Genomic DNA, 21,994 nt, shown 5'->3' with positions numbered 1-21,994 from the left:
GACGCGATTTTCATCCCTGTCTATATCCGGCGTAAAGTCGTTGTGAAAAATAAAACCCCCGATCCCTATGCTTTTTCGCAGAGGTCGGGGGCTTTGGTCTATCCATAGCGGTTCTAGTTTTCCTGGAACAACGCCAAGAACGTCTTCGGTACTTCAGTCTCGAACTTAGTCGTGCGGCCGCTGGTCGGGTGAACGAACGTCAGCTCATGCACGTGCAGACCCAGACGACCCATGTTGCGCAGCGTCGATCCGTATTTTTTGTCGCCGACGATCGGATGGCCGATGTCTTCGAATTGGGCACGAATCTGGTTTTTGCGGTTGGTGTCGGTCGTGACTTCGAGCAAGGAGACTTGGCTGGCGGCTTTAAGGAGCTTGTAATGAAGCACCGCGTGCAAGCCGTCGCCTTCCTTGCGGCTGGCGTACATTTTGAGCGTTTTCGTTTCGCGTAACCAGGACGTGACGGTATCCGCTTCGCGTTTCACTTTGCCTTCAACCAGCACGGTGTAGGCTTGTTTGGCGATTCCGTTGCTCCATTGTTCGAGGATCGCTTCTTTGGCCGCTTCATTTTTGGCCAGCAGCATCACGCCTGAAGCGTCTTTTTCCAGCAATTGCAGAGCAAACAGGCGACCGTGCGCATCCGTTAAGCGGATATGTCCCATCAGTTGGCGGTAGACCGTATTGTCTTCTTCGCGGGATGCGGACATCGACAGCAGTCCCGCTTCTTTGCGGATCACGATCACGTCATCGTCTTCATGCAAAATGCGCAGTCCGGTGAGTCTCGCTTTCGGCTTCGCGCGCTCTTTGCCCACGACCACCGTTTGTCCGGGTTGCAGTTCGTGGTTGTGTCGCGTAACGGCTACGCCGTCTACGCGAACCTGACCGTGCGACAACATCGACTTGACCGAGTTGCGGCCCGTGCCGCTCATGGCTTCCAGCAGGAAAGCGAGCAGTTCGGCAGATTCTTTGACGGTAAAACTGCGGGATTGAGCGTCCGCTTTTTCTTTTCTTGCTTGTTCGCGTGCAGCGTAGGACGTATCTTTCGCGACGCCGGGAGGGCGCTTTTTGCCGCCCGGCCGTTTATTCGTATAAGCCATGATCGGATGAACTCCATTCTGGGAAAAGGATCTCGGCGCAAGCGCGGGCGATGCACAAAAACCTTTTGCATAGCCGCGATTCGCCGAGTCCACTATACCAGAGCCGCCGCCAAAAGGCTAGGAATAACGAAAACGGACAACCCTTTCCAATTGGATAGGCTGTCCGCGCAACGAAACTTGATCCTGTATTAAGGTATCTTTCTTTAATGCGTCCGTTAAACCGGCATCAGCCGGGTCGATACCGCGATCCGGTTCCAACCGTTAATCGCGACCAACGCCATGATCAGCTTCGCCGTACCTTCGCGCCCGAATTGCCGAATCGCTTCGTCGTACACGCCATCCGGCACGCCGTGACCGTCCAACCGGGTAACCGCTTCGGCCAATGCCAACGCCGCCCGTTCCTCATCGTTGAAAAAAGGCGCCTCGCGCCATGCGTGAAGCACATAAATCCGCTGCTCGGTCTCCCCAAGCTTGCGCGCATCCTGCGTATGCATATTCAAACAAAACGCGCACCCGTTCATCTGCGAAGCCCGAATCTTGACCAGCTCCAAAATCGTAGGATCGATCCCCGTAGCCTTGATCTCCATTTCAAGTTCCATCATTTTCTTATACACATCCGGCAGCACCTGCTGCATGTTCATTCGCTGTTCCATATCTTTTAATCTCCCTTATCCTAAAATTTGTCGAATCGATCGACATTTCAAAAAGTTCTGTCCTTCAGCGCAGCCGCCCAGCTTCCCCAACGAACAGGAACTTTTGTCCCTTGTCGATCAATAAGACAAACCCGCCTTCTTATTTGTGACCACTTTTTCAAAAAAGAATATTCGTTCGCATTCAGCGGTTGCCCCAATCCCCGATGCCCGGTAAAATATAGAAAGAACGCGTCCCGCGCGCCGATCGGGCAAGCATCTTGATCCGCGCCACCCTTGCCGAAGCTTCCACATTGAGACGGACTTCCAGCCGGGCGCTTAGGGCCTGTCTCAAGTAGATGTAAGGTTACGCCCGTCTGAATCGCACTAGAACCGTGTGCGTTTCAGCCGAACGTAAACCTGCTATTAAAGTGAGACAAGCCACTTGGAAAGCAACGAATACACGGGGATGTCGACTGCGGCATTCCCTTTAAGGAGTTTTGCATAATGGCTATCGAAGAAAACAAACTGATGGAGCAGGCCGGCGAGCTTTTGCAGAAATACTACGGGTACCCGGATTTTCGCGAAGGGCAAAAGAAAATCGTCGAAAGCCTGTTGACGCGCAGCGATACGCTCGGCATCATGCCGACAGGCGGCGGTAAATCGATCTGTTACCAGATTCCGGCGCTCATGATGGACGGGTTGACGCTGGTCATCTCGCCGCTGATCTCGCTGATGAAGGACCAGGTGGACGCGCTCGTGACGAACGGAATCGCGGCGGCGTACATCAACAGCACGCTCAGCGGCCGCGAAGTGAACGAACGCATCCGCGCGGCGCAGCGCGGCGAGCTGAAGCTGCTGTATGTCGCGCCGGAGCGTCTGGAGCTGGACTGGTTCAGAGACGAGATGGCGAATCTGCGCATCGATTGCGTCGCGGTCGACGAAGCCCACTGCGTATCGCAATGGGGCCACGATTTCCGTACCAGTTATCTCTCCGTCGCGCCGTTCGTCGATTCGCTGCCGCTCCGTCCGACCGTAGCCGCGTTTACCGCGACCGCGACGCCGCAGGTCATGGACGATATCGTCCGGCTGCTTGCGCTTCAGGAAGCAAAGATGTTCGTTACCGGACTCGGCCGCGACAATTTGGCATTTTCCGTGCTGCGTGGCGAGAACAAAAAAGAATACATTTACGACTATGCCAAAACGCACGCCAGCGAAGCGGGGATCGTCTACGCCGCTACGCGCAAGGAAGTCGACGAGCTGTATTCCCAATTGTCGATGAAAGGACTTGCCGCCGGGCGTTACCATGCGGGCATGACCGACGATGAACGCGAAAGCGCGCAGGAAGCCTTTTTATATGACGACGTGCAGGTCATGGTCGCGACCAATGCCTTCGGGATGGGGATCGACAAGTCCAACGTCCGCTACGTCATCCACTACAACATGCCGAAAAACATGGAAGCCTATGTACAGGAAGCCGGCCGCGCGGGCCGCGACGGCGAGCCGAGCGAATGTATCTTGTTGTTCAGCGCGCAGGATATCGTCGTGCAAAAGTTCCTGATCGAGCAAAACGGACAAGAAGAAGAACGGCGTCACAACGAATACCGCAAGCTGCAACTGATGGTCGATTACTGCTATACGACAAGGTGCCTGCGCAGCGCCCAACTCGATTATTTCGGGGAAGAGCATGGCGACGAGCCGTGCGGAACGTGCAGCTCGTGCCGCGACGACAGGGAGATCATTGATATTACCGTGGACGCGCAAAAAATCTTTTCCTGCATTTACCGGATGCGCGAGCGGTTCGGCGCTTCGATGGTTGCAGGCGTGCTGAAGGGATCGCGCAACAAAAAAGTGCTGCAATACAAATTCGACCAACTCTCGACGTACGGCATGCTGAACGGCAAAACGGAAAAAGAAATCGTCGATATGATTAACGTGTTGGCGTCGGAAGGCTATTTGGAGCTGACCGAAGGGCAGTATCCGGTCGTGAAGCTGCGTCCGCTCGCCACGGAAGTGCTCAAAGGCGGCCGCCAGGTGTTCCAGCGCGAAGCGCGCAAAGCGTCGTTCGCCGCGTCGTCCGGATCGCGCAGCAGCCGTCCGCGCGCGGAAGTGAAACTCTCGGCGACGGAAGTGACCATTTTCGAGCAGCTTCGTCTGATCCGTCGGGAACTGGCTTCCAAAGAGCATGTGCCGTCGTATATCATTTTCAACGATGCGACTTTGAGCGAAATGAGTGTCCATAAGCCGAAAACGGAGTTTGAAATGCTGCGGATCAAAGGCGTGGGCGAAGTCAAATATCGGAAATACGGTCAGCCGTTCCTGGAGTTTTTCCAAAATCGCGAAGGCGATGCCGAAAGCGGCGGAGGCTCGGATGACGGATATTATGAGATGGAGGCGCCGCCCGAGGACGATTCGAATCTATTTGCTTACTATGAAGATTACGAGACGTAATTAATCTATCTATACAAAGAAGACCTCAGTGTCCGCGTAAAAGCGAACGTTGAGGTCTTTTTGATTTAGAAAAATAGGTCGCGATTACTGTTCTGCTTCAAGCGGTGCTGATTGGTGGCTGGAAGCTTGCGCATCTTTCGATGTGGAATGTCGTTGTTTGGGCTGGGAAAAGCGGCGATCCAACCAACGGATCCAGTCTTCGGTCACTTCACCGCGATTCGTCTCAAAAGCCAGTTCGTGCCGGGCTTCGCGATACAGTCGGCATTCCAGATCATCGATCCCCGCGGACTCGTAGAATTCTTTTAAACTAGCCAGACCTTCCGCGCCGCCAACCGGATCATGTTCGCCCGAGCAAAGCAATACGGGTTTGGATCGGTCGAGACGCTCAGCGTGTTCCGGCCTTTGAATCTCCAGCAGAAGTCGGAAAAAGTCACGAAAGAATCCGCAACTGAATAAGGTTCGTCCATAGCGGCGAATAAAGTCATCCACGGCTTCCGCATCGCGGGATAACCAGTCAAAGAATGTGCGGCGCGGACCGAGTCCTCGTCCAAACGGACCGAATACGAGGGCATTCAAGGCCGGTGAAGCAAAAGCAGGCGACAGCACCTGAGCTTCGGCCGCTGCCAGAGCGCGGCCGAGTCGAAGAGGCATTTCCGCACGAGGTCCGCTGCTGCCGGTCAGAATGAACCCCGCATACATGAACGGGTTGTCGGTCATGAGCTTCTGCGTCAAAAACGAGCCCATGCTGTGCCCGAACAAAATAATCGGAATGCCCGGATGGCGTTGAGAGATTTCTTTGGCAATCGTCAGTAGATCGCGGCACATTCCGTTTAGCGCATCGGGACCGGCGTAACCTTGACGCAGCGGGCCGGCTGGCGTGTTGCCCGTTGTACGTCCATGTCCCCGATGGTCGCCCGCATATACCGCGTACCCGGCAGCATTTAAAGTTTGGGCGAGTGCGGCATATCTTGCGCCGTTTTCGCCCATGCCGTGAGAGATCTGAACGATGGCTTTGGGGTTGGAGATCGGCCAGACGTTTACGCAAATGGAGACTTCGTCTGTACCGCTCAGCATGAAAAATGAAGTTCGTTCCATTTCCGTTTCATGGGGGTGAGAGCGATTAACGGGCTGACGTCTGGGTTTGAGAGGTGCCGTTATTTTTTTGCGCTTGGGCTCGAGACGAGCCGAAGGTGACTGTAATGGCGATCGGTTGAATAACATAACATGTCGTCCCTCCCTGAGTTCGAATAGGTCCGATTTTTGCTGGAGATCAAGTGTTTCGAAATTAATGCCTTTAGGTGATCTATACCCGCTTTTGAGCAGATTGATCGGATCGGAATGAGGATTTGATCCTGGGGCAGGGCTTCAATCAGGTAACTTGGGCACGCCCGTCCAACGATCGAAAAACGGAGAAAAAGCCGGAAGTACGGGGATGATCCCGTACTTCCGACTATGACCCCGACTTTTCGATGCGGTCAGGGCATGCGTGAATTTTTATATCTTCTCTACGGCCATCAGGTAGGGCGCATCCGGTCTTTGCGGCTGGCGGTACAGAATCACCCGTGCGGTCGTGACAGGCAATTCGCCGGCCCATTGCTCGACAGCCGAAGCTTCGGCGCCGCCGCCTTCATGCCCGGGATACAGGATCGCAGTCAAAATGCCTTTGGGACGCAACAGGGACAGAGCTGCGTGGAGAGCCGGCAATGTCGAGTCCGGAACGGTCATCACGCTCAAGTCCTCGGCACCCGGCAAATAGCCAAGATTGAACATCACGGCGCCAATCTTGCCCTGCTGCTCGGCAGGCAGAACTTCCGCCATTTCCGAGTGGCTGCGCAGTACCAGTTCCGTAGCCGCAAGGCGCGTCCCGGCTTCCTGTTCTTTTTCCAACCGTGCTCGTGCCTGGTCCAATGCGGCTTGTTGAATATCAAACCCGTAGACCGTTCCGCGCGCGCCGACTGTTCGAGCGAGGTATAACGTATCCGCTCCCGTGCCCACTGTCGCATCGATGGCGATTTCGCCGGGTTGCAGCCTTTTTTGAATCAACTGTTGGGCAAAATTGAGTACCGATACAAATCCCATGACGTCAGCCCCTCCAGTATTTACCCTGCCAGGTATTGCGGTTTTTCAGTTCGTCGTCGATTCCGTTCAACACTTCCCACTTTTTCAAACTCCACATCGGTCCGACCAACAGGTCGCGCGGCGCGTCTCCGGTCAGCCGGTGCACGATCATTTCCGGCGGCAAAATTTCCAACGTATCGACAATCAGTTTAATATATTCGTCGCGTTCCAGGAAACGGAGCAGTCCGGCTTCATATTGTTTGACCATCGGCGTTTTGCGCATCAGGTGGAGCAGATGAATTTTGATTCCCTGCACGTCCATGTTCGCTACGGCGCGCCCGGTGTCCAGCATCATCTCGTGCGTTTCCTGCGGGAGACCGTAAATGATATGGGCGCAGACCCGAATGCCGCGCGCGCGCAGTTTGGCAACCGCTTCTTCGTAGCAGGCGGTATCGTGCGCGCGGTTGATGAGCTTCGACGTGGATTCGTGGATCGTTTGCAGACCCATCTCGACCCACAGATAAGTTCGCTCGTTCAGCTCGGCCAAATAATCCACGACGTCGTCGGGCAGGCAGTCCGGGCGTGTAGCGATGGCAAGACCGACCACGCCGGGCTGCTTCAAAATCTCTTCATAGTATTCGCGCAGCGTCTCGAGCGGGGCATACGTATTGGTATACGCTTGGAAATACCCGATATATTTGGCGCTCGGCCACTTCAGATGTTGGCGGTCGCGGATATTGTTGAACTGCGTCACCAGATCGTCGCGACGGCTTCCGGCGAAGTCGCCCGATCCGCGCGCGCTGCAAAACGTGCAGCCGCCTTTGGCGACGGAGCCGTCGCGGTTGGGGCACGAGAAGCCGGCGTCGAGCATGACTTTGAAGACTTTATCACCGAATTGATCGTGCATTTCGGTGTTCCAGGTATGGAATCTTTTATCGCTCCATAAAAGGGGCGATTGCGGTTCAAGAGTCGAAGTAGGTGAAGAGATGCTCATAATAAAAGTCGAACTCCTTTCAATATGGAAACACGTTCTATCAGTCAATCTTTAATTTTAGCAAAATTGCGTACGGTAAAAAAGGTTGATTCCGTGAACAATAATTTGAAACGTTAAAAATAGTGATAAAAAAATAAATTTTGCGCTTGATAAATATTACATGGATGTGTTATATTTATCTCAAGATCGGAAGACGGGAAAGCAGCGTCGCATCAACGATGGTAACGCTCTCTTTTTATCCCGGCACAGGCCGATTATTCTATAGAAATGAAGAGGTGATTGACAATGACGACTCAATTTGCACCGGATCATTCGGAAGAAAGAATCTCGGTTGAGCTGACTCGCGAAGAAGCGCTGGCACTGACCGGTGTACGTTTCCATAGCGGTCATAAGATCGAAATTGATGCCCGCAAGAAAATTCGTACTGCTTTTGAAAAGACATTCGATATTGCCGCGGATCGCACGGAGTAAACGAGGACAGGGAGCTGTCAGCCCCTTTTCGGTTAACCGGATCATTATCCCGGCATAGATCGACGGCTTGCTCGGAACAGCGGGTCGTCCCACGAAGTCCTTCTTTCGCGAAGGGCTTCTTTTTCATGGATGCAGCTTGCTTTTATCTTTACTTTTAGCGGGAAGTTCGGCACAATAAGGCGGAGGCTACGGCATCTTTTCAGATCCAGGACGTATCGGCGTACTATTGGGCCGAAAGCAAGACGATACCTAGATCACCGGGCCGAGATTTTTATAGCGGAGGAATGACATGCGTTTACGCGGAAGAAAAGGAATCCTGGAAAACCTGCAGGCACAGCCGGAATTGGTTGTCCTCGAACCGGAACAGTATAAGGGACGTTGGGCCGAGTTGTTCGGCAACGACCATCCGATCTTTGTAGAATTGGGCATGGGCAAAGGCCGCTTTATCAGCGGAACCAGCGTACGCATGCCGGAAGCCAACTTTATCGGCATCGACATGTACGACGAACTCGTTCGCCGTGCAAGCGATAAAGCAAGAGCGGCTTGGGAAGAGCAAGGCCACGAGACGCCGCCGAGCCTGATGCTGGCGCGCGCCAATGTGGAAAAGCTCGAAGATATTTTCGCGCCTGGAGAACTGGATCGCATTTACTTGAACTTCAGCGATCCGTGGCCGAAGAAAAAGCACGCCCGCCGTCGCCTGACGCACCCGCGTTTCTTGGAGATGTACAAGCGCGTGCTGAACACCGACGGACAAATTCATTTCAAGACCGACTCGGAGACCTTGTTCGAATTCTCGTTGAACTCGTTCGCGGACTCGGGGCTGCAAATGACCAATATCAGCCTGAACCTGCACCGTGACGGAATCAACGAAGAACACGTCATGACCGAGTATGAGCATAAATTCATGGGCAAAGGCATGAACATCCACCGCTGCGAAGTCGTGATCGGCGAGCGCGCGTTGGAACGCTACGACGAAATCCGAATGGAGCCGTACCGGATCTCCTCCGATGAACGGGCCGCCTTGGCCGCTGAAGAGGCCGGAGAAGAATAAAATCTTCTTCTTCGAGGGGTTGAGTTGCGCTTGAGCCGCTGCGGGAGAAATTCGTTCGAGGCCGCTGTCTCTCTTGGAAAACTGGATTTAAATTGGATAAGGAAGTTTTCCAAGTTCAAAGGCGTCTCGAACTGAATTTCTCCCTCCGCTTCGTCGCGTACCTTACCCTCAAAAGAAGATTTTATCCTTTCACGACCCCATGAGCGGGGTCGTCTTTTTTTATGGAGTTCGTTCTTTTTTTTGAAAAAAAGGAAGGCCGAGAGGCGGAGGGGGTGTTTCAGTGTAGGAGCTGAAGCATTTCGAAGAAATGCACTTCGGAAGCCTATGCTATAAGCGTTCGCCTTTGAACTGGGGAAGCCTCCTTGTAAAATTCCAATCCAGCTTCCCCAGTTCAACACGCGACCGAAACGAAACACCCCCGGAGCCGCCCCCAGGTCTTCCCCACAAAAAAACGAACAGGAACTCAATAAAGAAAGGCGCCCCCAAGCGAATACGCTTATTGGGGCACCTTGTTTGTCGTTTCCAGGATTTCGATGATGCGCTTGGCGCTTTGCATTGGGCGGAGCTTTTCGATGTTGCGGCGGCTCTCGGCGCGTCTGCTCGCGAGTTCCGCGTATTGTTCTTCGTCCGTCAGACGGGTCATCCATTTGCCGACGACTTCGAGCGAAGACAAGCGTTCTCCCCAGCCTTTGCTGGTAAAGTATTCGCAGTTCTCTTCTTCCTGGCCGGGCAGCGGATTGTGGAATAACATCGGGAGGGCTTTGGCCAAGCCTTCGGTGCAGGTCATCCCGCCGGGCTTTGTAATCAACAGATCGGAAGCTTCCATCAGCTTGTCGATTTCTTTCGTATACCCGATCACATGAATGTTTTCATGCTGGAAACGGGGGTCTTTTTTTAACTTGCGCATCGCTTTTTCGTTGCTTCCGACGCAGAAGACCAATTGGATGTCTTGCCGCCAACGGGTCAGATAGGGATTCAGTACATCACCGTTCATCAGGCCCCAACCGCCGCTCATCACGAGCACGGTCGGCATGGCTTTAAGACCCATTTCCTGCAAGATGCTTGCTTTGACCGGATGTTCCCAGAAGCTCGGATCCACCGGAATGCCGGTCACGTCGATCCGAAAAGGCGATACGCCGCGCTGCAGAACTTTGTTTTTCACTTCTTGCGTAGAGACCAGATAATGATCCACGCCCGAGCTGATCCAGGTTCCGTGGACATCGTAATCCGTTACGACCGTGCAGAGAGGCACTCGCAGGCCCAGGCGCTTGAGGCGAGAAATCACCGCGCTCGGAATCGGATGCGTACACACGATCAAATCCGGCCTGAGCTGCTCGATGACTTCTCTTGCATGTGCGTAAAACAATCGATGAAGAGCCAGCGTAGTCAGACGATTGAGCGACTTTTTATACTGCTGTTTGTACACCATGCTCACGAAACGAGGTTGGGTTACCACCGTTTTTTTGTAAGCATTGATGAACAGAGGAGCGACCTTGGGGTTCAGAAAGCTTCCGAGTTCGAGCACGCGGGTCTGAACGTCGGGGCAAAGCCTGCGAAGGCTGCCGGACAAGGCGTAGGCGGCCCGCGTATGTCCGGCGCCGAAGCCTTCCGACAGGATCAGGACTCTGTATTTGGACACGTTTTTCGTCACCTTTTTCGGAAAAGCCCGTCGCCGACGCCATGCAGCGCGGAAGACGGGCCGATTTTTCGATCTGCCCGGCAAACGCCCGGGCAGGTTCGGCTGTTCGTTCGAGCGGTTTGCAAACCTGCCGAATAGCGAGCTTCATACCCCTCTACGATAGCCGCTTTAAGGCCATAATGCAACCGTCAGCCAAGCGGTCAACGAACCGATCACGCCGCCGGCCAGTACATCGGACGGATAGTGCAAACCGAGGTACATGCGGGAAGTTCCTACAATTAAGGCGATCGGAAGCAGTATGGCCGTGCTCCACGGAATGAGCAGCATGATCGGAACCGTGACCGAGAAGATCGCGGTCGTATGTCCCGACGGGAACGAATGATCCACGAGCGGGTTGCGGAATGTGTTCGTCTCGGGCAACGCCAGGTGCGGTCGAACGCGCGGGTACAGCTTTTTGACGACGGCCACGGGGACGTGGCTGACAGCCAGTGCGACGAGCGAATGCAGGGCGGCGGAATTCCACGGCGCCGGCGCGAGCCACGACGCGAGAACGGTTGCCGTGATCGTGAACGTGGCACCGCCCAAGTGGGTCAAATAGTAGAGTAGGACACTCAGAACGCGATGGTGCAGACGTCCGTTGACCCATTTGAAAATGCGCTGGTCCAATTGGCTCAGCTTGATCAGCAAACTACGCATAACATCCCTCCGGATAAAGAGCCCGGGCGATTGGAGAAGGCGACGGGGCTGTCTTTTTTTGCTGCCGGAGCTTGCCCTTGCCCAAGACGCTACTTATTCTTTGAATACGCCTGAGCTACGGTCAAGCCGAACGGCAGTTCCACATCTGGTTGTAACTTTGACTCTATCAACCCCGAATTATACAATGATTCAAGGCAATTATAATAGGGTTAAAAAAAATTAACCGAAATTGCCCAACTTTTATCAGTGCTCTCGCGTTTAATTAAGGGCGAGAAGAACGGGAGGTGGGCAGGTCCCCGAATTTCAGAATGCTGAAACGGGACCAAAAGCGCAAAAGCCGGAGCAAACCGCAGATAAACAAGGATGCGGAAGCGAATCAGCAGGCCACTGTGATGAATTTGACGGCAAGGCGCTCTTTTTTTGCCCTGCATCGCGATTTCACGGTTTTGACAAATGTCCGCAAAATCGCCAGAATCGAAAAGAACGATTTACGCCAAGCCTAACACAAAAAACGGGTCATTCAAGGTCGCTAAGGAAAACAAGGCACAGAAGACAAAAATAAAAAACAATCTTACTGTGTACATAGGGGTAAAAAAAGGGGGTTCAACCAACCATGCTGCAAGGAATATTTATGACGCTCCAGGTGCTGCTGGCCGTAATCGGAGTGTACCAGTTCGGATTTGCATTGTTCGGACTGTACAAAAAGAAAAAAGAAAAGTCGTTTGAGCCGCAAAAGTCTTTCGCTATTTTGGTCGCTGCGCATAACGAAGAAGAAGTGATCGGGGCTTTGATGGAGAACCTCAAAAAGCTGCGCTATCCGAAAGAACTGTACGATGTGTTCGTGATTTGCGATAACTGTACCGACAAGACCGCCGATATCGTGCGCGAGCACGGTTGGAACGCTTGCGTTCGGGTCAACCCGAATCTTCGAGGCAAAGGTTATGCCATCGAGTGGATGCTGGAGGAACTGTGGAAGCTGGATCGCGAGTATGACGGTATCGTTATGCTGGATGCCGACAACCTGGCACACCCGGACTTCCTGATCGGCATGAACGATGATCTGTGCAAGGGCGCGCAAGTCATTCAAGGTTATATCGACACGAAGAACCCGAACGACTCTTGGATCACGGCCGCTTACGGGATTTCCTATTGGTACATCAACCGTCTGTGGCAGTTGTCCCGTCACAACCTGAACATGGCCAACTTCCTTGGCGGTACGGGCATGTGCTTCGACAATAAGTTGCTGAAGGATATGGGATGGGGCGCGACAAGCTTGGTTGAGGACTTGGAGTTCACGATGCGTTGCGTAAAACGCGGCGTGTACCCGAAGTTCAACTACCACGCTAAAATTTACGACGAGAAGCCGCTGACGTTCAAAGCTTCTTCCGTACAACGCCTGCGTTGGATGCAAGGACACTTTACCGTAGCGCGCAAATATTTCTTCCCGCTGTTGTGGCAGAGTATCCGTGATCGCAGCATCGTGAAGTTCGATATGGCGCTGTACGCGGTTAACGTCTACATCGTACTGTTGACCCTTCTTCTTACGGCCGTTCTGTACGGCGACATCGCGTTGTTTAACGGACCTCATATCGTGACCATGTACAGCTTGCTTCCATTATGGGTAGCTGCCGTCGCGATTGTGGCTCAGGTTGCGGTGTTCTTCGTAGCCATGATTTTGGAAAACGTGAAGTCGTGGAAAGTGTACGCGTACATGCTGCTCTTCCCGATCTATCTGCTGTCGTGGTTCCCGATTACGTTCTATGCGTTCTTCACGCAGAACAACAAACAATGGAGCCACACTAAGCATACTCGCGTCGTTCGGATCGATGAGATGCAGAGCGAACAAAGCTAATCTGGAGTCGGCAAAAAAAGTTTCGAAAAACACTTTACAATCTTCCGGTTATCCGGTATAGTAGTCCAAGTGTTGTTTAACTATTAGGATTCAAAAGCAGAAGCTTCCGCTTCTCACCTGTCCGGTATATGTCGGCTGGTTCCCGATCCGATCGTTTATGAAGAGTTTTTCCTCATGAAGATTGAAGATCACCGGGATGCGGACAGCTTGTCCGTATCCCTTTTATTATGGGCAAATAAGCCCTTGCAACAAACTCGATTCGGAGGTGGACGGTTATTAGTAAGGACCATATGATCAATGAGGAAATCCGGGCGCGCGAAGTACGCCTGGTAGGCGCGGAAGGCGAACAAATCGGAATTACGCCGATTCGTGAAGCGCTTCAGATGGCAGCGGACCTGAATTTAGATTTGGTGAACATGGCGCCACAAGCAAAACCGCCGGTTTGTCGGATCATGGATTACGGCAAGTTCCGTTACGAGCAACAAAAGAAAGACAAAGAAGCACGCAAAAATCAAAAGATCGTCGAGCTCAAAGAAGTTCGCTTCAGCGCGAACATCGAAGAACACGATTATCACACGAAATTGCGTAACGTGGTCAAGTTCCTTGAAGCCGGCGACAAAGTGAAATGCTCCGTGCGTTTCCGCGGCCGCGAGATCACGCACGCTTCGCTTGGTCAAAGAGTGCTGGAACGCGTACGGGACGAAGTTGCGGAAATTTCGATCGTCGATCGTCAACCGAAGCTCGAAGGCCGCAGCATGATTATGATTTTGGCTCCGAAAAACCAATAGGGGGAAAGTAAAATGCCTAAAATGAAAACACACAGCAGTCTGAAAGGCCGTTTCAAAATCACAGGTACAGGTAAAGTGACGCGTTACAGCTCGCACAAAAACCACCTGCTCTCGCACAAATCCAAGCGCGCTAAGCGTAACCTGAAAGCCGATCATCTGATGGCTCAAGGCGACGTTAGACGTCTGGCACAACAACTCAAGCAACTCAAATAGTTTCAACATAATCGACTGGGAGGTCTTTAGATATGGCAAGAGTTAAAGGCGGTTTCGTGACGCGTCGTCGTCATAAAAAAGTACTGAAGCTGGCAAAAGGTTATTTCGGTTCCAAACACCGCATTTTTAAAACAGCAAAAGAGCAAGTTAACAAATCCCTGATCTATGCTTACCGCGATCGTCGTCAGACAAAACGCAACTTCCGCAAACTGTGGATCGTTCGTATCAACGCGGCTGCACGTCAAAACGGTTTGTCGTACAGCAAAATGATGCACGGCCTGAAATTGGCGGGTATCGACGTGAACCGTAAAATGCTGGCTGAGCTGGCTGTTAACGACCTTACGGCGTTCAACACACTGGCATCCGCAGCAAAAGAAAAAATCAACGCTTAATATAAGCGTAGGCAAGATCCTTCATTCGAAATCTAATTTCGTAATGGGGGATCTTTTTTTTATCTTCATCTATTATAGGTTTGATTCATTACGGTAAAGCGTTTAGGCGATGTTTCCTTAAACGAAAAAAGCGATTGTTCGTTATTAAGTCACAGCATATGTTAACTATGACTGATGTAAGCGATCTCAGTGCAAAAAATACGAATTTTGTCTCGGAAATCGATTTTTAATAGTAGATTTTGCGGCGTACTGAATGTATAATCTGTAAAGCGAAAGCAATCCTGTTGAGAGAGACGCTTCGGGTTGAGTTAACGCGAGACCTATACAACAAGCGCTCGACTTATGCAGGCAAAGATTCTAAGGGGGAACTATCCAAAATGAAGAAAGCTGTAAAACTATCGCTTTTCATGCTACTGGCCTTCTCACTCGTTCTGGCTGCTTGTGGCAACAATAGCAGCAACACTGCTGCGACAACTGGCGGCGACAGCGAAGGAACCGCTGCAACAAGCGACATCAAAATCGCTATGGTTACCGATACTGGCGGCGTAAACGACAAGTCGTTCAACCAAACTTCTTGGGAAGCTCTGCAAGCTCTTGAGAAAGAACAAGGTGTTACAGTTAAGTACCTGCAAAGTAAAAGTGAAGCAGATTATCAGCCCAACCTGAACCAATTCGTTAAAGATGGATATAACCTGACTTGGGGAATCGGCTTCGCGCTCGAAAGCGCGCTGGGCGAAATCGCCAAGCAAAACCCGGATTCCAACTTCGCGATCATCGACGCTGCCGTCGATGCGCCGAACGTTGAATCCGTTCTGTTCTCTGAGAACGAAGGCGCGTTCCTCGTCGGCGTGGTTGCCGGTAAAATGACGAAAACGAACAAGATCGGTTTCGTAGGCGGCATGGACTCCCCGACAATCAAGAAATTCGAAGTTGGTTTCAAAGCCGGCATCGAAGCTGCAAACCCTGATGCTCAATTCACGGCTGTATACGCAAGCGGATTCGATAAGCCGGACGAAGGCAAATCGGCTGCTGCAACTCTGTACAACGACGGCGCGGACATCGTGTTCCAAGCTGCCGGCGGTACAGGCACAGGCGTCTTCAACGAAGCTCTCGACCGCAAAAATCAAGGTCAAGAAGTATGGGTTATCGGCGTAGACAAAGACCAATCGATCGAATTCGGTACAGAAATCACTCTGACTTCGATGATCAAACGCGTAGACGTTGCAATCAAGACGGTATCGCAACAAGTGATCGACGGAACATTCAAAGGCGGCACGATCACGACTCTGGGTCTTAAGGACGATGGCGTAGGTATCGCGGATACTTCGAACGTTAACGTGCCTCAAGAAGTTCTGGACGAAGTTCAGTCGTATAAAGAAAAAATCGTAAACGGCGAAATCAAGGTTCCTGCTGAATAATCACCGAGCGATGATATAATACTAGTGACAAGGCCGGTTCCTTGAACCCGGCCTTGTCGTTACGTTTACGGCTAAATGAAAAACGCATACCACACACTGCTCGCGCGAAACGAACCGTTTCCCGTTTCGCTTTTGCGTCATACTACTATGATAGATAAGGGTGATTCCATGGCTGCTGCAACTCCCGTAGTCGAGTTAAAGCAAATTACGAAGCGTTTTCCCGGGATCGTCGCCAACGATGCGATCAGCATCAAGCTTCAAAAAGGCGAGATTCACGCATTGCTCGGCGAGAACGGCGCGGGTAAATCGACACTGATGAACATCCTTTTCGGGCTCTATCAGCCGGATGAAGGGCATATTGAAGTGAATGGGGAAGCCGTCGCGATCGACAGTCCCAACAAAGCGATCGAACTCGGAATCGGAATGGTGCATCAACATTTCAAGTTGGTTCAGTCATTCAGCGTGACCGAGAACATCATCCTGGGTATGGAGCCTTCCAAAGGCGGTATACAGATCGACTATAAAACAGCCACGGAAAAGGTCAAAAAGCTGTCTGACCAATACGGGTTCCGTATCGATCCGAATGCTAAAATCGAAGATATCTCCGTCGGCATGCAGCAGCGTGTCGAGATTCTCAAAACGCTTTATCGCGGCGCGGACATCCTGATTTTCGACGAACCGACCGCCGTATTGACTCCGCAGGAAATATCGGAACTGATCGAGATCATGCGCAAGCTTGTCGCCGAAGGCAAATCGATCATTTTGATTACCCATAAACTGAAAGAAATCATGTCCGTCTCCGACACCGTGACGATTATCCGTCGCGGTAAAGTCATCGACACCGTCAAAACGAGCGAGACTAGCCCGTTCGAACTGGCCGAAAAAATGGTTGGTCGCAACGTCTCTTTCAAAGTAGACAAAAAGCCGGCCGAACCGGGAGAAAAAGTCATCGAAGTGAAAGATGTTTCCGTCAAAAACAAGGAAGGCATCACGCTGCTTGACGGCATGACTTTCGACGTGCGTCGCGGCGAAATCGTCGGCGTGGCGGGGGTTGACGGCAACGGCCAAACCCAGATCATCGAAGCTTTGTCCGGACTGCGCAAGATCGACAGCGGATCGATCGTGCTTAACGGCAAAGAAATCGGCAACCATACGCCTCGCCAGATTTCCGAATCCGGCGTCGGCCATATTCCGGAAGACCGTCACAAACACGGCCTTGTACTGGACTTCTCCGTCAGCGAAAACATGGTGCTCGAGAGCTACTACAAAGAGCCTTACACAAAGCGCGGGTTCCTGAACTTCCGCGCGATCAATGACCTCGCCAAGCGGTTGGTCGATGCTTTCGACGTGCGCACGCCAAGCATTCAGACCAAAGCCCGTTCCTTGTCGGGCGGCAACCAGCAAAAAGCGATTATCGCTCGCGAAATCAACAAAAACCCAGACTTCCTGATTGCGGCTCAACCAACGCGCGGCCTTGATGTCGGGGCGATTGAATTCGTACAGACCCAACTGATCCAACAGCGTGATCAGGGCAAAGCGGTTCTGCTTGTTTCGTTCGAGTTGGACGAAATCCTGAACGTGTCTGACCGAATCATTGTCGTCTATGAAGGCAAAGTCATCGGTGAAGTAAGGCCGGAAGAGACGAATGACCAAGAGCTTGGCCTGATGATGGCGGGCAGTCGGCAGGGAGGAACAAAGGCATGAATAAATTTCTGAAATGGTTCGCGAGCGATTCGTTTATCGTTTCGTTGGCGGCTATCGTAATGGGCCTGCTGCTGGGAGCGGTCGTCATGATGATTGGCGGCTACAATCCCATCACGGCTTACGGTGCGTTGATTTCGCGCGTATTCGGCGATTGGTACGGTTTCGGTGAGGCGCTGCGTGAGATGACACCGCTCGTTCTGACGGGTCTGGCGGTTGCTTTTGCTTTCCGTGCGGGGATGTTCAACATCGGTGCGGAAGGTCAAGTGCTTATGGGCATGACTGGCGCTTCGCTGATCGGGATCAAGCTTACGGGACTTCCGGCTTTGATCCATGCGCCGCTTGCGATTATCGCAGGCGCATTGTTCGGCGGCCTTTGGGCTGCTCTGGCAGGGTATATCAAAGCCAAACGCGGCGTTAACGAAGTTATCACGACGATCATGCTGAACTGGACGGCGTTGTTCCTATGTAACTACATTGTCCGTACGTTCTTGCTGATGCCGGGTAACCAGCGTTCGGTAGAAATTCAGCCTTCCGCTTCGATTTCGATCGACTGGTTGTCCCAGATGATGGGCAATGCTCGCGTACACTGGGGGATTCTGCTTGCGATGCTGGCTTCGACGTTCTTCTATTACTTCCTGTGGAAAACGAAACAAGGTTTCGAACTGCGCGCAGTCGGCAGCAACCCTGAAGCTGCTCGTTATGCAGGTATCAACGTAAGCAAAAACATTGTGAAGGCGATGTTTATCAGTGGTGTGTTCGCAGGACTTGCGGGTGCGTTCGAGACTTTGGGCGTGTTCCACTACCAAAGCGTATACTCGTCATTGCCGGGCTACGGCTTCAACGGGATTGCCGTCGCATTGCTCGGTATGACCCACCCGTTCGGCGTATTGGCAGGCGCAGGATTGTTCGGCTCGCTGACTTACGGATCGGCAGGCATGAGCTTCGATGCCGGCGTTCCGCCGGAAATCATTCAAATCGTAATCGGGTCGATTATTTTCTTCATCGCGGCACAGGGCATTGTACGCTTCCTCCTCAAGCCTGTGTATAAGCGCAAGAAAGAGAAGGTGTTGTAAATGGATTCTCTTCTTATCTTCGGCAATCTGCTTAACACGACGCTCGTCTTTTCGACGGCTTTGATCTTCGCGGCACTCGGCGGATTGTTCTCCGAGCGCTCGGGTATCGTAAATATCGGGATCGAAGGCTTGATGGTGTTCGGCGCGTTCGCCGCAGCGGTCGGTACGCATTACGCGGAACAAGCCGGAATGGGCGGAGCTTCGCCGTGGGTCGGCCTGCTTACGGCAATCGTGGTCGGCGTGCTGGGCTCGCTGATTCATGCGGTCGCGACCATTACGTTCAAAGCGGATCAGACCATCAGCGGCGTCGTCATCAACTTCCTGGCGACAGGCATTACGCTGTATCTCGTCAAGCTGCTGTTCGACGGCGCGGGCGAGACTCCGCTTCTGCTGCACCGCCTGGCGAAGTTGAACTTCCCTGACTTCGCTTCGATTCCGGTTATCGGCCCGATTCTCGGCGCCGGTATCTTGAATTCGTATCCGACAACGTTCATCGCGATCATTTTGGTATTCGTGACTTATTATGTCCTGAATAAAACAACATTCGGTCTGCGTCTGCGTTCCGTAGGCGAGCATCCAAGCGCAGCAGACACGATGGGCATCAACGTAAATCGTATGCGTTATATCGGCGTTATGCTGAGCGGCGCGCTGGCAGGTCTGGGCGGTGCAACAATCACGCTGACGACCACGGGCCTGTTCTCGCACACAACGGTCTCCGGCCAAGGTTTTATCGCGATTGCGGCTCTGATCTTCGGTAAATGGAATCCGCTCGGCATTATGGGCGCGGCATTGTTCTTCGGCTTCTCGCAAGCGATCCGCAACTACGTCCAGCTGTTCGAATGGTCCGCCAGCATTCCGCAGGATTTCATCCTGATGCTGCCGTACGTTCTGACGGTTATCGTGCTTGTTGTCGCAATCGGCAAATCGAGAGCTCCGGCAGCGCTCGGGGAAGCGTACGACCCCGGAAAACGCTGAGGATACGTATACGGTTTTCAAGGTTTTCAACGTTTCCTTAGCATCTTTCGCTCATGAACAAGTAGAAAAATCGATTCTCCCAAACTGCTTTAGCAAAAGGGGGAATCGATTTTTTTGTTCGCCTGTAACGGACATGGAGTATGCGTGGTGCGTATGTAAACGATCACCTTTTTATTTTTTGTTGAAAATAGGTGTTGACTTCCCCAAAACTTAAGTCATATAATAATCCTAACATTCAGCAACAAACAGAACTTGAATAACTGATCGGCTATGAAGAGGACGAAGTTTTAAGGGCCCTTTTGCCAGAGAGCGGGGAAGCTACATGCTGCAATCCACCGCCAAAATCCCTTATATACGAGCTCACCTCGGAGCTGTTTTCCTGAAAAGCGAATGAAGTGCCGTTTTAATCGGTCATTCGGGTATTAGGGAAAATCGTGAGGTTCGCGTTACGAACCGCGAGTTTGGAATCGGAAACCCGATTTTAGACCCGCTTGAGGCTGTGCGCTGCGAGGCGTCGGCAAATTTGGGTGGTACCACGTGAGGATTATAACCTTTCGTCCCTCGAAGCAGATTGTCTGCTTTGCGGAGCGAAAGGTTTTTTGGTTTTTCAGACCTATACAAATTCGTAGTCCGCATAGCAAAGACGTTGCCGATAAACGGGAAAAGCTCGTTTTGAAGGCCCTTTACAAACTGACGATGTGAGATTGATGTAATCTTTGGAAGGGGGAAAAACGATGAGCGCACAAATGCCAGAAGCGAGATCGACGGAAGAATTGAAAGAAAAATGGGTGGATAAACAAGAAGTCCTGACAGGTTCGGATATCCTGCTCCGCAGCCTGGTACTTGAAGGTGTAAAATGCGTGTTCGGATACCCGGGCGGTGCGGTGTTGTATATCTACGATGCGATGTACGGCTTCAAAGATTTCCACCACGTATTGACCCGACATGAACAAGGCGCGATTCACGCAGCGGACGGTTACGCTCGCGCAGCGGGTGAAGTCGGAGTCTGTATCGCGACCTCAGGTCCCGGAGCAACCAACCTGGTAACAGGGATTGCGACAGCCTATATGGACTCGACGCCGCTCGTGGTCATTACGGGTAACGTGGCCTCCACGCTGATCGGAACCGACGCTTTCCAAGAGGCCGACATCACTGGCATCACACTGCCGATCACGAAGCACAGTTACCTGGTGCGCAGCGTAGACGAGCTTCCTCGAATTATCCATGAAGCGTTCCATATCGCGAACACAGGTCGTAAAGGTCCGGTCCTGATCGATATTCCAAAAGATGTGTCGGCGGCAATGACGCTGTTCCAGCCTCATACCGAACCTGTAGCTTTGAGAGGATACAACCCGCGTATGATTCCGAACAAGTTGCAGGTGGATCGTCTGGCAGAAGCGATTGCGCAAGCCGAGCGTCCACTGATCTTGGCGGGTGGCGGCGTGGTCTACTCCGGCGGGCATGAAGCACTGCTGGAACTGGTCAACAAAACAGACATTCCGATTACGACTACGCTGCTTGGACTGGGCGGTTTCCCGAGCGGCCATGAACAATGGCTCGGCATGCCGGGTATGCACGGAACATTCACTTCGAACATGGCGATTCAGGATGCCGACTTGCTGATCAGCATTGGAGCGCGCTTCGACGACCGGGTAACCGGTAAGCTGAACGGATTCGCGCCCAAAGCCAAAATCGCACACATCGATATCGATCCGGCGGAAATTGGCAAAAACGTAAAAACGGACATTCCGATCGTAGGCGACGTAAAGACGGTACTGGAGTTGCTGAACAAGACCGTGACTCGCGCCGATCGTGCGGACGCATGGCGCTCGCAGCTTCAACAATGGAAAGCGGAGAAGCCGTTCCGTTACAAAGACGATTACAAGGAAGACGAGATCGGCCTGAAGCCGCAATGGGTGGTCGAGTTGCTCAACGAGACGACCAAAGGCGAAGCCATCGTCACGACGGACGTCGGTCAGCACCAAATGTGGGCCGCCCAGTATTACAAGTTCAATCATCCGCGTTCATGGATCACTTCCGGCGGTTTGGGCACGATGGGCTTCGGACTTCCGTCTGCGATCGGCGCTCAAATGGCTCAGCCGGACCGTATGGTCATTTCGATCAACGGCGACGGCGGCATCCAGATGTGTTCGCAAGAACTTGCAATCTGTGCGATTAACAACATTCCGGTCAAGATCGTTATTCTCAACAATCAGGTGCTCGGCATGGTTCGCCAATGGCAGGAATTGATTTACGAAAACCGCTACAGCCATATCGATCTGGCGGGCAGCCCGGATTTCGTAAAACTGGCTGAAGCTTACGGCGTTAAGGGCCTGCGCGCATCGACCAAAGCGGAAGCAAGAGCCGTTTGGCAGGAAGCGATGGATACGCCGGGACCGGTCGTCATTGATTTTGTAGTCGAAAAAGGCGAGAACGTGTATCCGATGGTACAGCAGGGCATGACGCTGGATCAAATGTTGATGGGGGACGAATAAC

General features: G+C 52.5%; 19 protein-coding genes. 12 read left to right on the top strand and 7 right to left on the bottom strand.

Going from position 1 to position 21,994, the window contains the following annotated elements:
• Nucleotides 1-113: 113 nt before the first annotated feature.
• Nucleotides 114-1,094 carry an RluA family pseudouridine synthase gene (locus tag SACSAC_RS02940; RefSeq protein ID WP_037283318.1) on the bottom strand — a complete coding sequence of 327 codons (981 nt, stop codon included), beginning with the start codon at nt 1,092-1,094 and terminating at the stop codon, nt 114-116.
• Nucleotides 1,095-1,309: 215 nt separating this feature from the next.
• On the bottom strand, nt 1,310-1,747 hold the full coding sequence (locus tag SACSAC_RS02935; protein ID WP_037283316.1) for a carboxymuconolactone decarboxylase family protein: 438 nt from the start codon (nt 1,745-1,747) through the stop codon (nt 1,310-1,312).
• 483 nt (nt 1,748-2,230) lie between these two features.
• On the opposite strand from SACSAC_RS02935, the gene recQ reads away from it, so the two are divergent.
• Nucleotides 2,231-4,174 (top strand): DNA helicase RecQ, encoded by a 1,944-nt coding sequence (gene recQ, locus SACSAC_RS02930; protein WP_037283313.1) that lies wholly within the window; start codon nt 2,231-2,233, stop codon nt 4,172-4,174.
• Between the two features lie 84 nt (nt 4,175-4,258).
• On the opposite strand, the gene SACSAC_RS02925 is transcribed toward recQ, so the two are convergent.
• The 3 genes from SACSAC_RS02925 to mnmL all read right to left on the bottom strand — a co-directional run bounded on the left by SACSAC_RS02925 (nt 4,259) and on the right by mnmL (nt 7,226).
• Nucleotides 4,259-5,248 carry an alpha/beta fold hydrolase gene (locus SACSAC_RS02925; RefSeq protein WP_051506817.1) on the bottom strand — a complete coding sequence of 330 codons (990 nt, stop codon included), beginning with the start codon at nt 5,246-5,248 and terminating at the stop codon, nt 4,259-4,261.
• A 420-nt stretch (nt 5,249-5,668) separates the two neighbouring features.
• A complete protein-coding gene (mnmM, locus tag SACSAC_RS02920) occupies nt 5,669-6,253 on the bottom strand; it encodes a tRNA 5-(aminomethyl)-2-thiouridylate-methyltransferase MnmM (protein WP_037283309.1) in 585 nt (194 codons plus the stop codon).
• A 4-nt stretch (nt 6,254-6,257) separates the two neighbouring features.
• Nucleotides 6,258-7,226: a tRNA modification radical SAM protein MnmL/YtqA gene (gene mnmL / locus SACSAC_RS02915; RefSeq protein ID WP_037283306.1), complete on the bottom strand. Its 969-nt coding sequence runs from the start codon at nt 7,224-7,226 to the stop codon at nt 6,258-6,260.
• A 285-nt stretch (nt 7,227-7,511) separates the two neighbouring features.
• On the opposite strand from mnmL, the gene SACSAC_RS02910 reads away from it, so the two are divergent.
• Together SACSAC_RS02910 and trmB are read left to right on the top strand one after the other, a co-directional pair.
• Nucleotides 7,512-7,697, top strand: a complete 186-nt coding sequence (locus SACSAC_RS02910; protein WP_037283302.1) for a hypothetical protein — start codon at nt 7,512-7,514, stop codon at nt 7,695-7,697.
• 289 nt (nt 7,698-7,986) lie between these two features.
• Nucleotides 7,987-8,748, top strand: a complete 762-nt coding sequence (gene trmB, locus SACSAC_RS02905; protein ID WP_037283297.1) for a tRNA (guanosine(46)-N7)-methyltransferase TrmB — start codon at nt 7,987-7,989, stop codon at nt 8,746-8,748.
• A 496-nt stretch (nt 8,749-9,244) separates the two neighbouring features.
• Here trmB and SACSAC_RS02900 read toward each other — a convergent pair whose 3' ends face one another.
• Together SACSAC_RS02900 and SACSAC_RS02895 are read right to left on the bottom strand one after the other, a co-directional pair.
• Nucleotides 9,245-10,387, bottom strand: a complete 1,143-nt coding sequence (locus tag SACSAC_RS02900; RefSeq protein ID WP_037283289.1) for a UDP-N-acetylglucosamine--LPS N-acetylglucosamine transferase — start codon at nt 10,385-10,387, stop codon at nt 9,245-9,247.
• A gap of 168 nt (nt 10,388-10,555) precedes the next feature.
• Nucleotides 10,556-11,083 (bottom strand): phosphatase PAP2 family protein, encoded by a 528-nt coding sequence (locus SACSAC_RS02895; RefSeq protein WP_037283288.1) that lies wholly within the window; start codon nt 11,081-11,083, stop codon nt 10,556-10,558.
• Between the two features lie 613 nt (nt 11,084-11,696).
• On the opposite strand from SACSAC_RS02895, the gene SACSAC_RS02885 reads away from it, so the two are divergent.
• The 9 genes from SACSAC_RS02885 (at nt 11,697) to ilvB (ending at nt 21,993) form a co-directional block, all read left to right on the top strand.
• Nucleotides 11,697-12,935, top strand: a complete 1,239-nt coding sequence (locus SACSAC_RS02885; RefSeq protein WP_037283283.1) for a glycosyltransferase family 2 protein — start codon at nt 11,697-11,699, stop codon at nt 12,933-12,935.
• 290 nt (nt 12,936-13,225) lie between these two features.
• Nucleotides 13,226-13,723, top strand: a complete 498-nt coding sequence (gene infC, locus SACSAC_RS02880; protein WP_037283280.1) for a translation initiation factor IF-3 — start codon at nt 13,226-13,228, stop codon at nt 13,721-13,723.
• Nucleotides 13,724-13,735: 12 nt separating this feature from the next.
• A complete protein-coding gene (gene rpmI, locus SACSAC_RS02875; RefSeq protein ID WP_037283278.1) occupies nt 13,736-13,936 on the top strand; it encodes a 50S ribosomal protein L35 in 201 nt (66 codons plus the stop codon).
• Between the two features lie 32 nt (nt 13,937-13,968).
• On the top strand, nt 13,969-14,328 hold the full coding sequence (rplT, locus tag SACSAC_RS02870; protein ID WP_037283275.1) for a 50S ribosomal protein L20: 360 nt from the start codon (nt 13,969-13,971) through the stop codon (nt 14,326-14,328).
• Nucleotides 14,329-14,705: 377 nt separating this feature from the next.
• A complete protein-coding gene (locus tag SACSAC_RS02865) occupies nt 14,706-15,746 on the top strand; it encodes a BMP family lipoprotein (protein WP_037283273.1) in 1,041 nt (346 codons plus the stop codon).
• A gap of 168 nt (nt 15,747-15,914) precedes the next feature.
• Complete coding sequence (locus tag SACSAC_RS02860) at nt 15,915-17,450, top strand: ABC transporter ATP-binding protein (protein ID WP_037283272.1); 1,536 nt, start codon at nt 15,915-15,917, stop codon at nt 17,448-17,450.
• Nucleotides 17,447-18,523: an ABC transporter permease gene (locus SACSAC_RS02855; RefSeq protein WP_037283268.1), complete on the top strand. Its 1,077-nt coding sequence runs from the start codon at nt 17,447-17,449 to the stop codon at nt 18,521-18,523. The genes SACSAC_RS02860 and SACSAC_RS02855 overlap by 4 nt, the downstream gene beginning before the upstream one ends.
• Nucleotides 18,524-19,498, top strand: coding sequence for an ABC transporter permease (locus SACSAC_RS02850; protein WP_037283267.1), 975 nt, complete (start codon nt 18,524-18,526; stop codon nt 19,496-19,498).
• Between the two features lie 734 nt (nt 19,499-20,232).
• Nucleotides 20,233-21,993, top strand: a complete 1,761-nt coding sequence (gene ilvB / locus SACSAC_RS02845) for a biosynthetic-type acetolactate synthase large subunit (protein ID WP_037283266.1) — start codon at nt 20,233-20,235, stop codon at nt 21,991-21,993.
• Nucleotide 21,994: the final 1 nt, after the last annotated feature.

Origin of the sequence: Saccharibacillus sacchari DSM 19268, from assembly GCF_000585395.1 — a bacterium.
GTDB classification, from domain to species: domain Bacteria; phylum Bacillota; class Bacilli; order Paenibacillales; family Paenibacillaceae; genus Saccharibacillus; species Saccharibacillus sacchari.
Note: the sequence above shows the minus strand (reverse complement) of the source record. Positions and strands in the feature narration are given on the sequence as shown.

Bases quoted from the DNA above. Each gene is read 5' to 3' on its own strand.
- SACSAC_RS02940 (WP_037283318.1), bottom strand. From the start codon at position 1,094: ATGGCTTATACGAATAAACGGCCGGGCGGCAAAAAGCGCCCTCCCGGC.
- SACSAC_RS02935 (WP_037283316.1), bottom strand. From the start codon at position 1,747: ATGGAACAGCGAATGAACATGCAGCAGGTGCTGCCGGATGTGTATAAG.
- recQ (WP_037283313.1), top strand. From the start codon at position 2,231: ATGGCTATCGAAGAAAACAAACTGATGGAGCAGGCCGGCGAGCTTTTG.
- SACSAC_RS02925 (WP_051506817.1), bottom strand. From the start codon at position 5,248: ATGCTGAGCGGTACAGACGAAGTCTCCATTTGCGTAAACGTCTGGCCG.
- mnmM (WP_037283309.1), bottom strand. From the start codon at position 6,253: ATGGGATTTGTATCGGTACTCAATTTTGCCCAACAGTTGATTCAAAAA.
- mnmL (WP_037283306.1), bottom strand. From the start codon at position 7,226: ATGAGCATCTCTTCACCTACTTCGACTCTTGAACCGCAATCGCCCCTT.
- SACSAC_RS02910 (WP_037283302.1), top strand. From the start codon at position 7,512: ATGACGACTCAATTTGCACCGGATCATTCGGAAGAAAGAATCTCGGTT.
- trmB (WP_037283297.1), top strand. From the start codon at position 7,987: ATGCGTTTACGCGGAAGAAAAGGAATCCTGGAAAACCTGCAGGCACAG.
- SACSAC_RS02895 (WP_037283288.1), bottom strand. From the start codon at position 11,083: ATGCGTAGTTTGCTGATCAAGCTGAGCCAATTGGACCAGCGCATTTTC.
- SACSAC_RS02885 (WP_037283283.1), top strand. From the start codon at position 11,697: ATGCTGCAAGGAATATTTATGACGCTCCAGGTGCTGCTGGCCGTAATC.
- infC (WP_037283280.1), top strand. From the start codon at position 13,226: ATGATCAATGAGGAAATCCGGGCGCGCGAAGTACGCCTGGTAGGCGCG.
- rpmI (WP_037283278.1), top strand. From the start codon at position 13,736: ATGCCTAAAATGAAAACACACAGCAGTCTGAAAGGCCGTTTCAAAATC.
- rplT (WP_037283275.1), top strand. From the start codon at position 13,969: ATGGCAAGAGTTAAAGGCGGTTTCGTGACGCGTCGTCGTCATAAAAAA.
- SACSAC_RS02865 (WP_037283273.1), top strand. From the start codon at position 14,706: ATGAAGAAAGCTGTAAAACTATCGCTTTTCATGCTACTGGCCTTCTCA.
- SACSAC_RS02860 (WP_037283272.1), top strand. From the start codon at position 15,915: ATGGCTGCTGCAACTCCCGTAGTCGAGTTAAAGCAAATTACGAAGCGT.
- SACSAC_RS02855 (WP_037283268.1), top strand. From the start codon at position 17,447: ATGAATAAATTTCTGAAATGGTTCGCGAGCGATTCGTTTATCGTTTCG.
- SACSAC_RS02850 (WP_037283267.1), top strand. From the start codon at position 18,524: ATGGATTCTCTTCTTATCTTCGGCAATCTGCTTAACACGACGCTCGTC.
- ilvB (WP_037283266.1), top strand. From the start codon at position 20,233: ATGAGCGCACAAATGCCAGAAGCGAGATCGACGGAAGAATTGAAAGAA.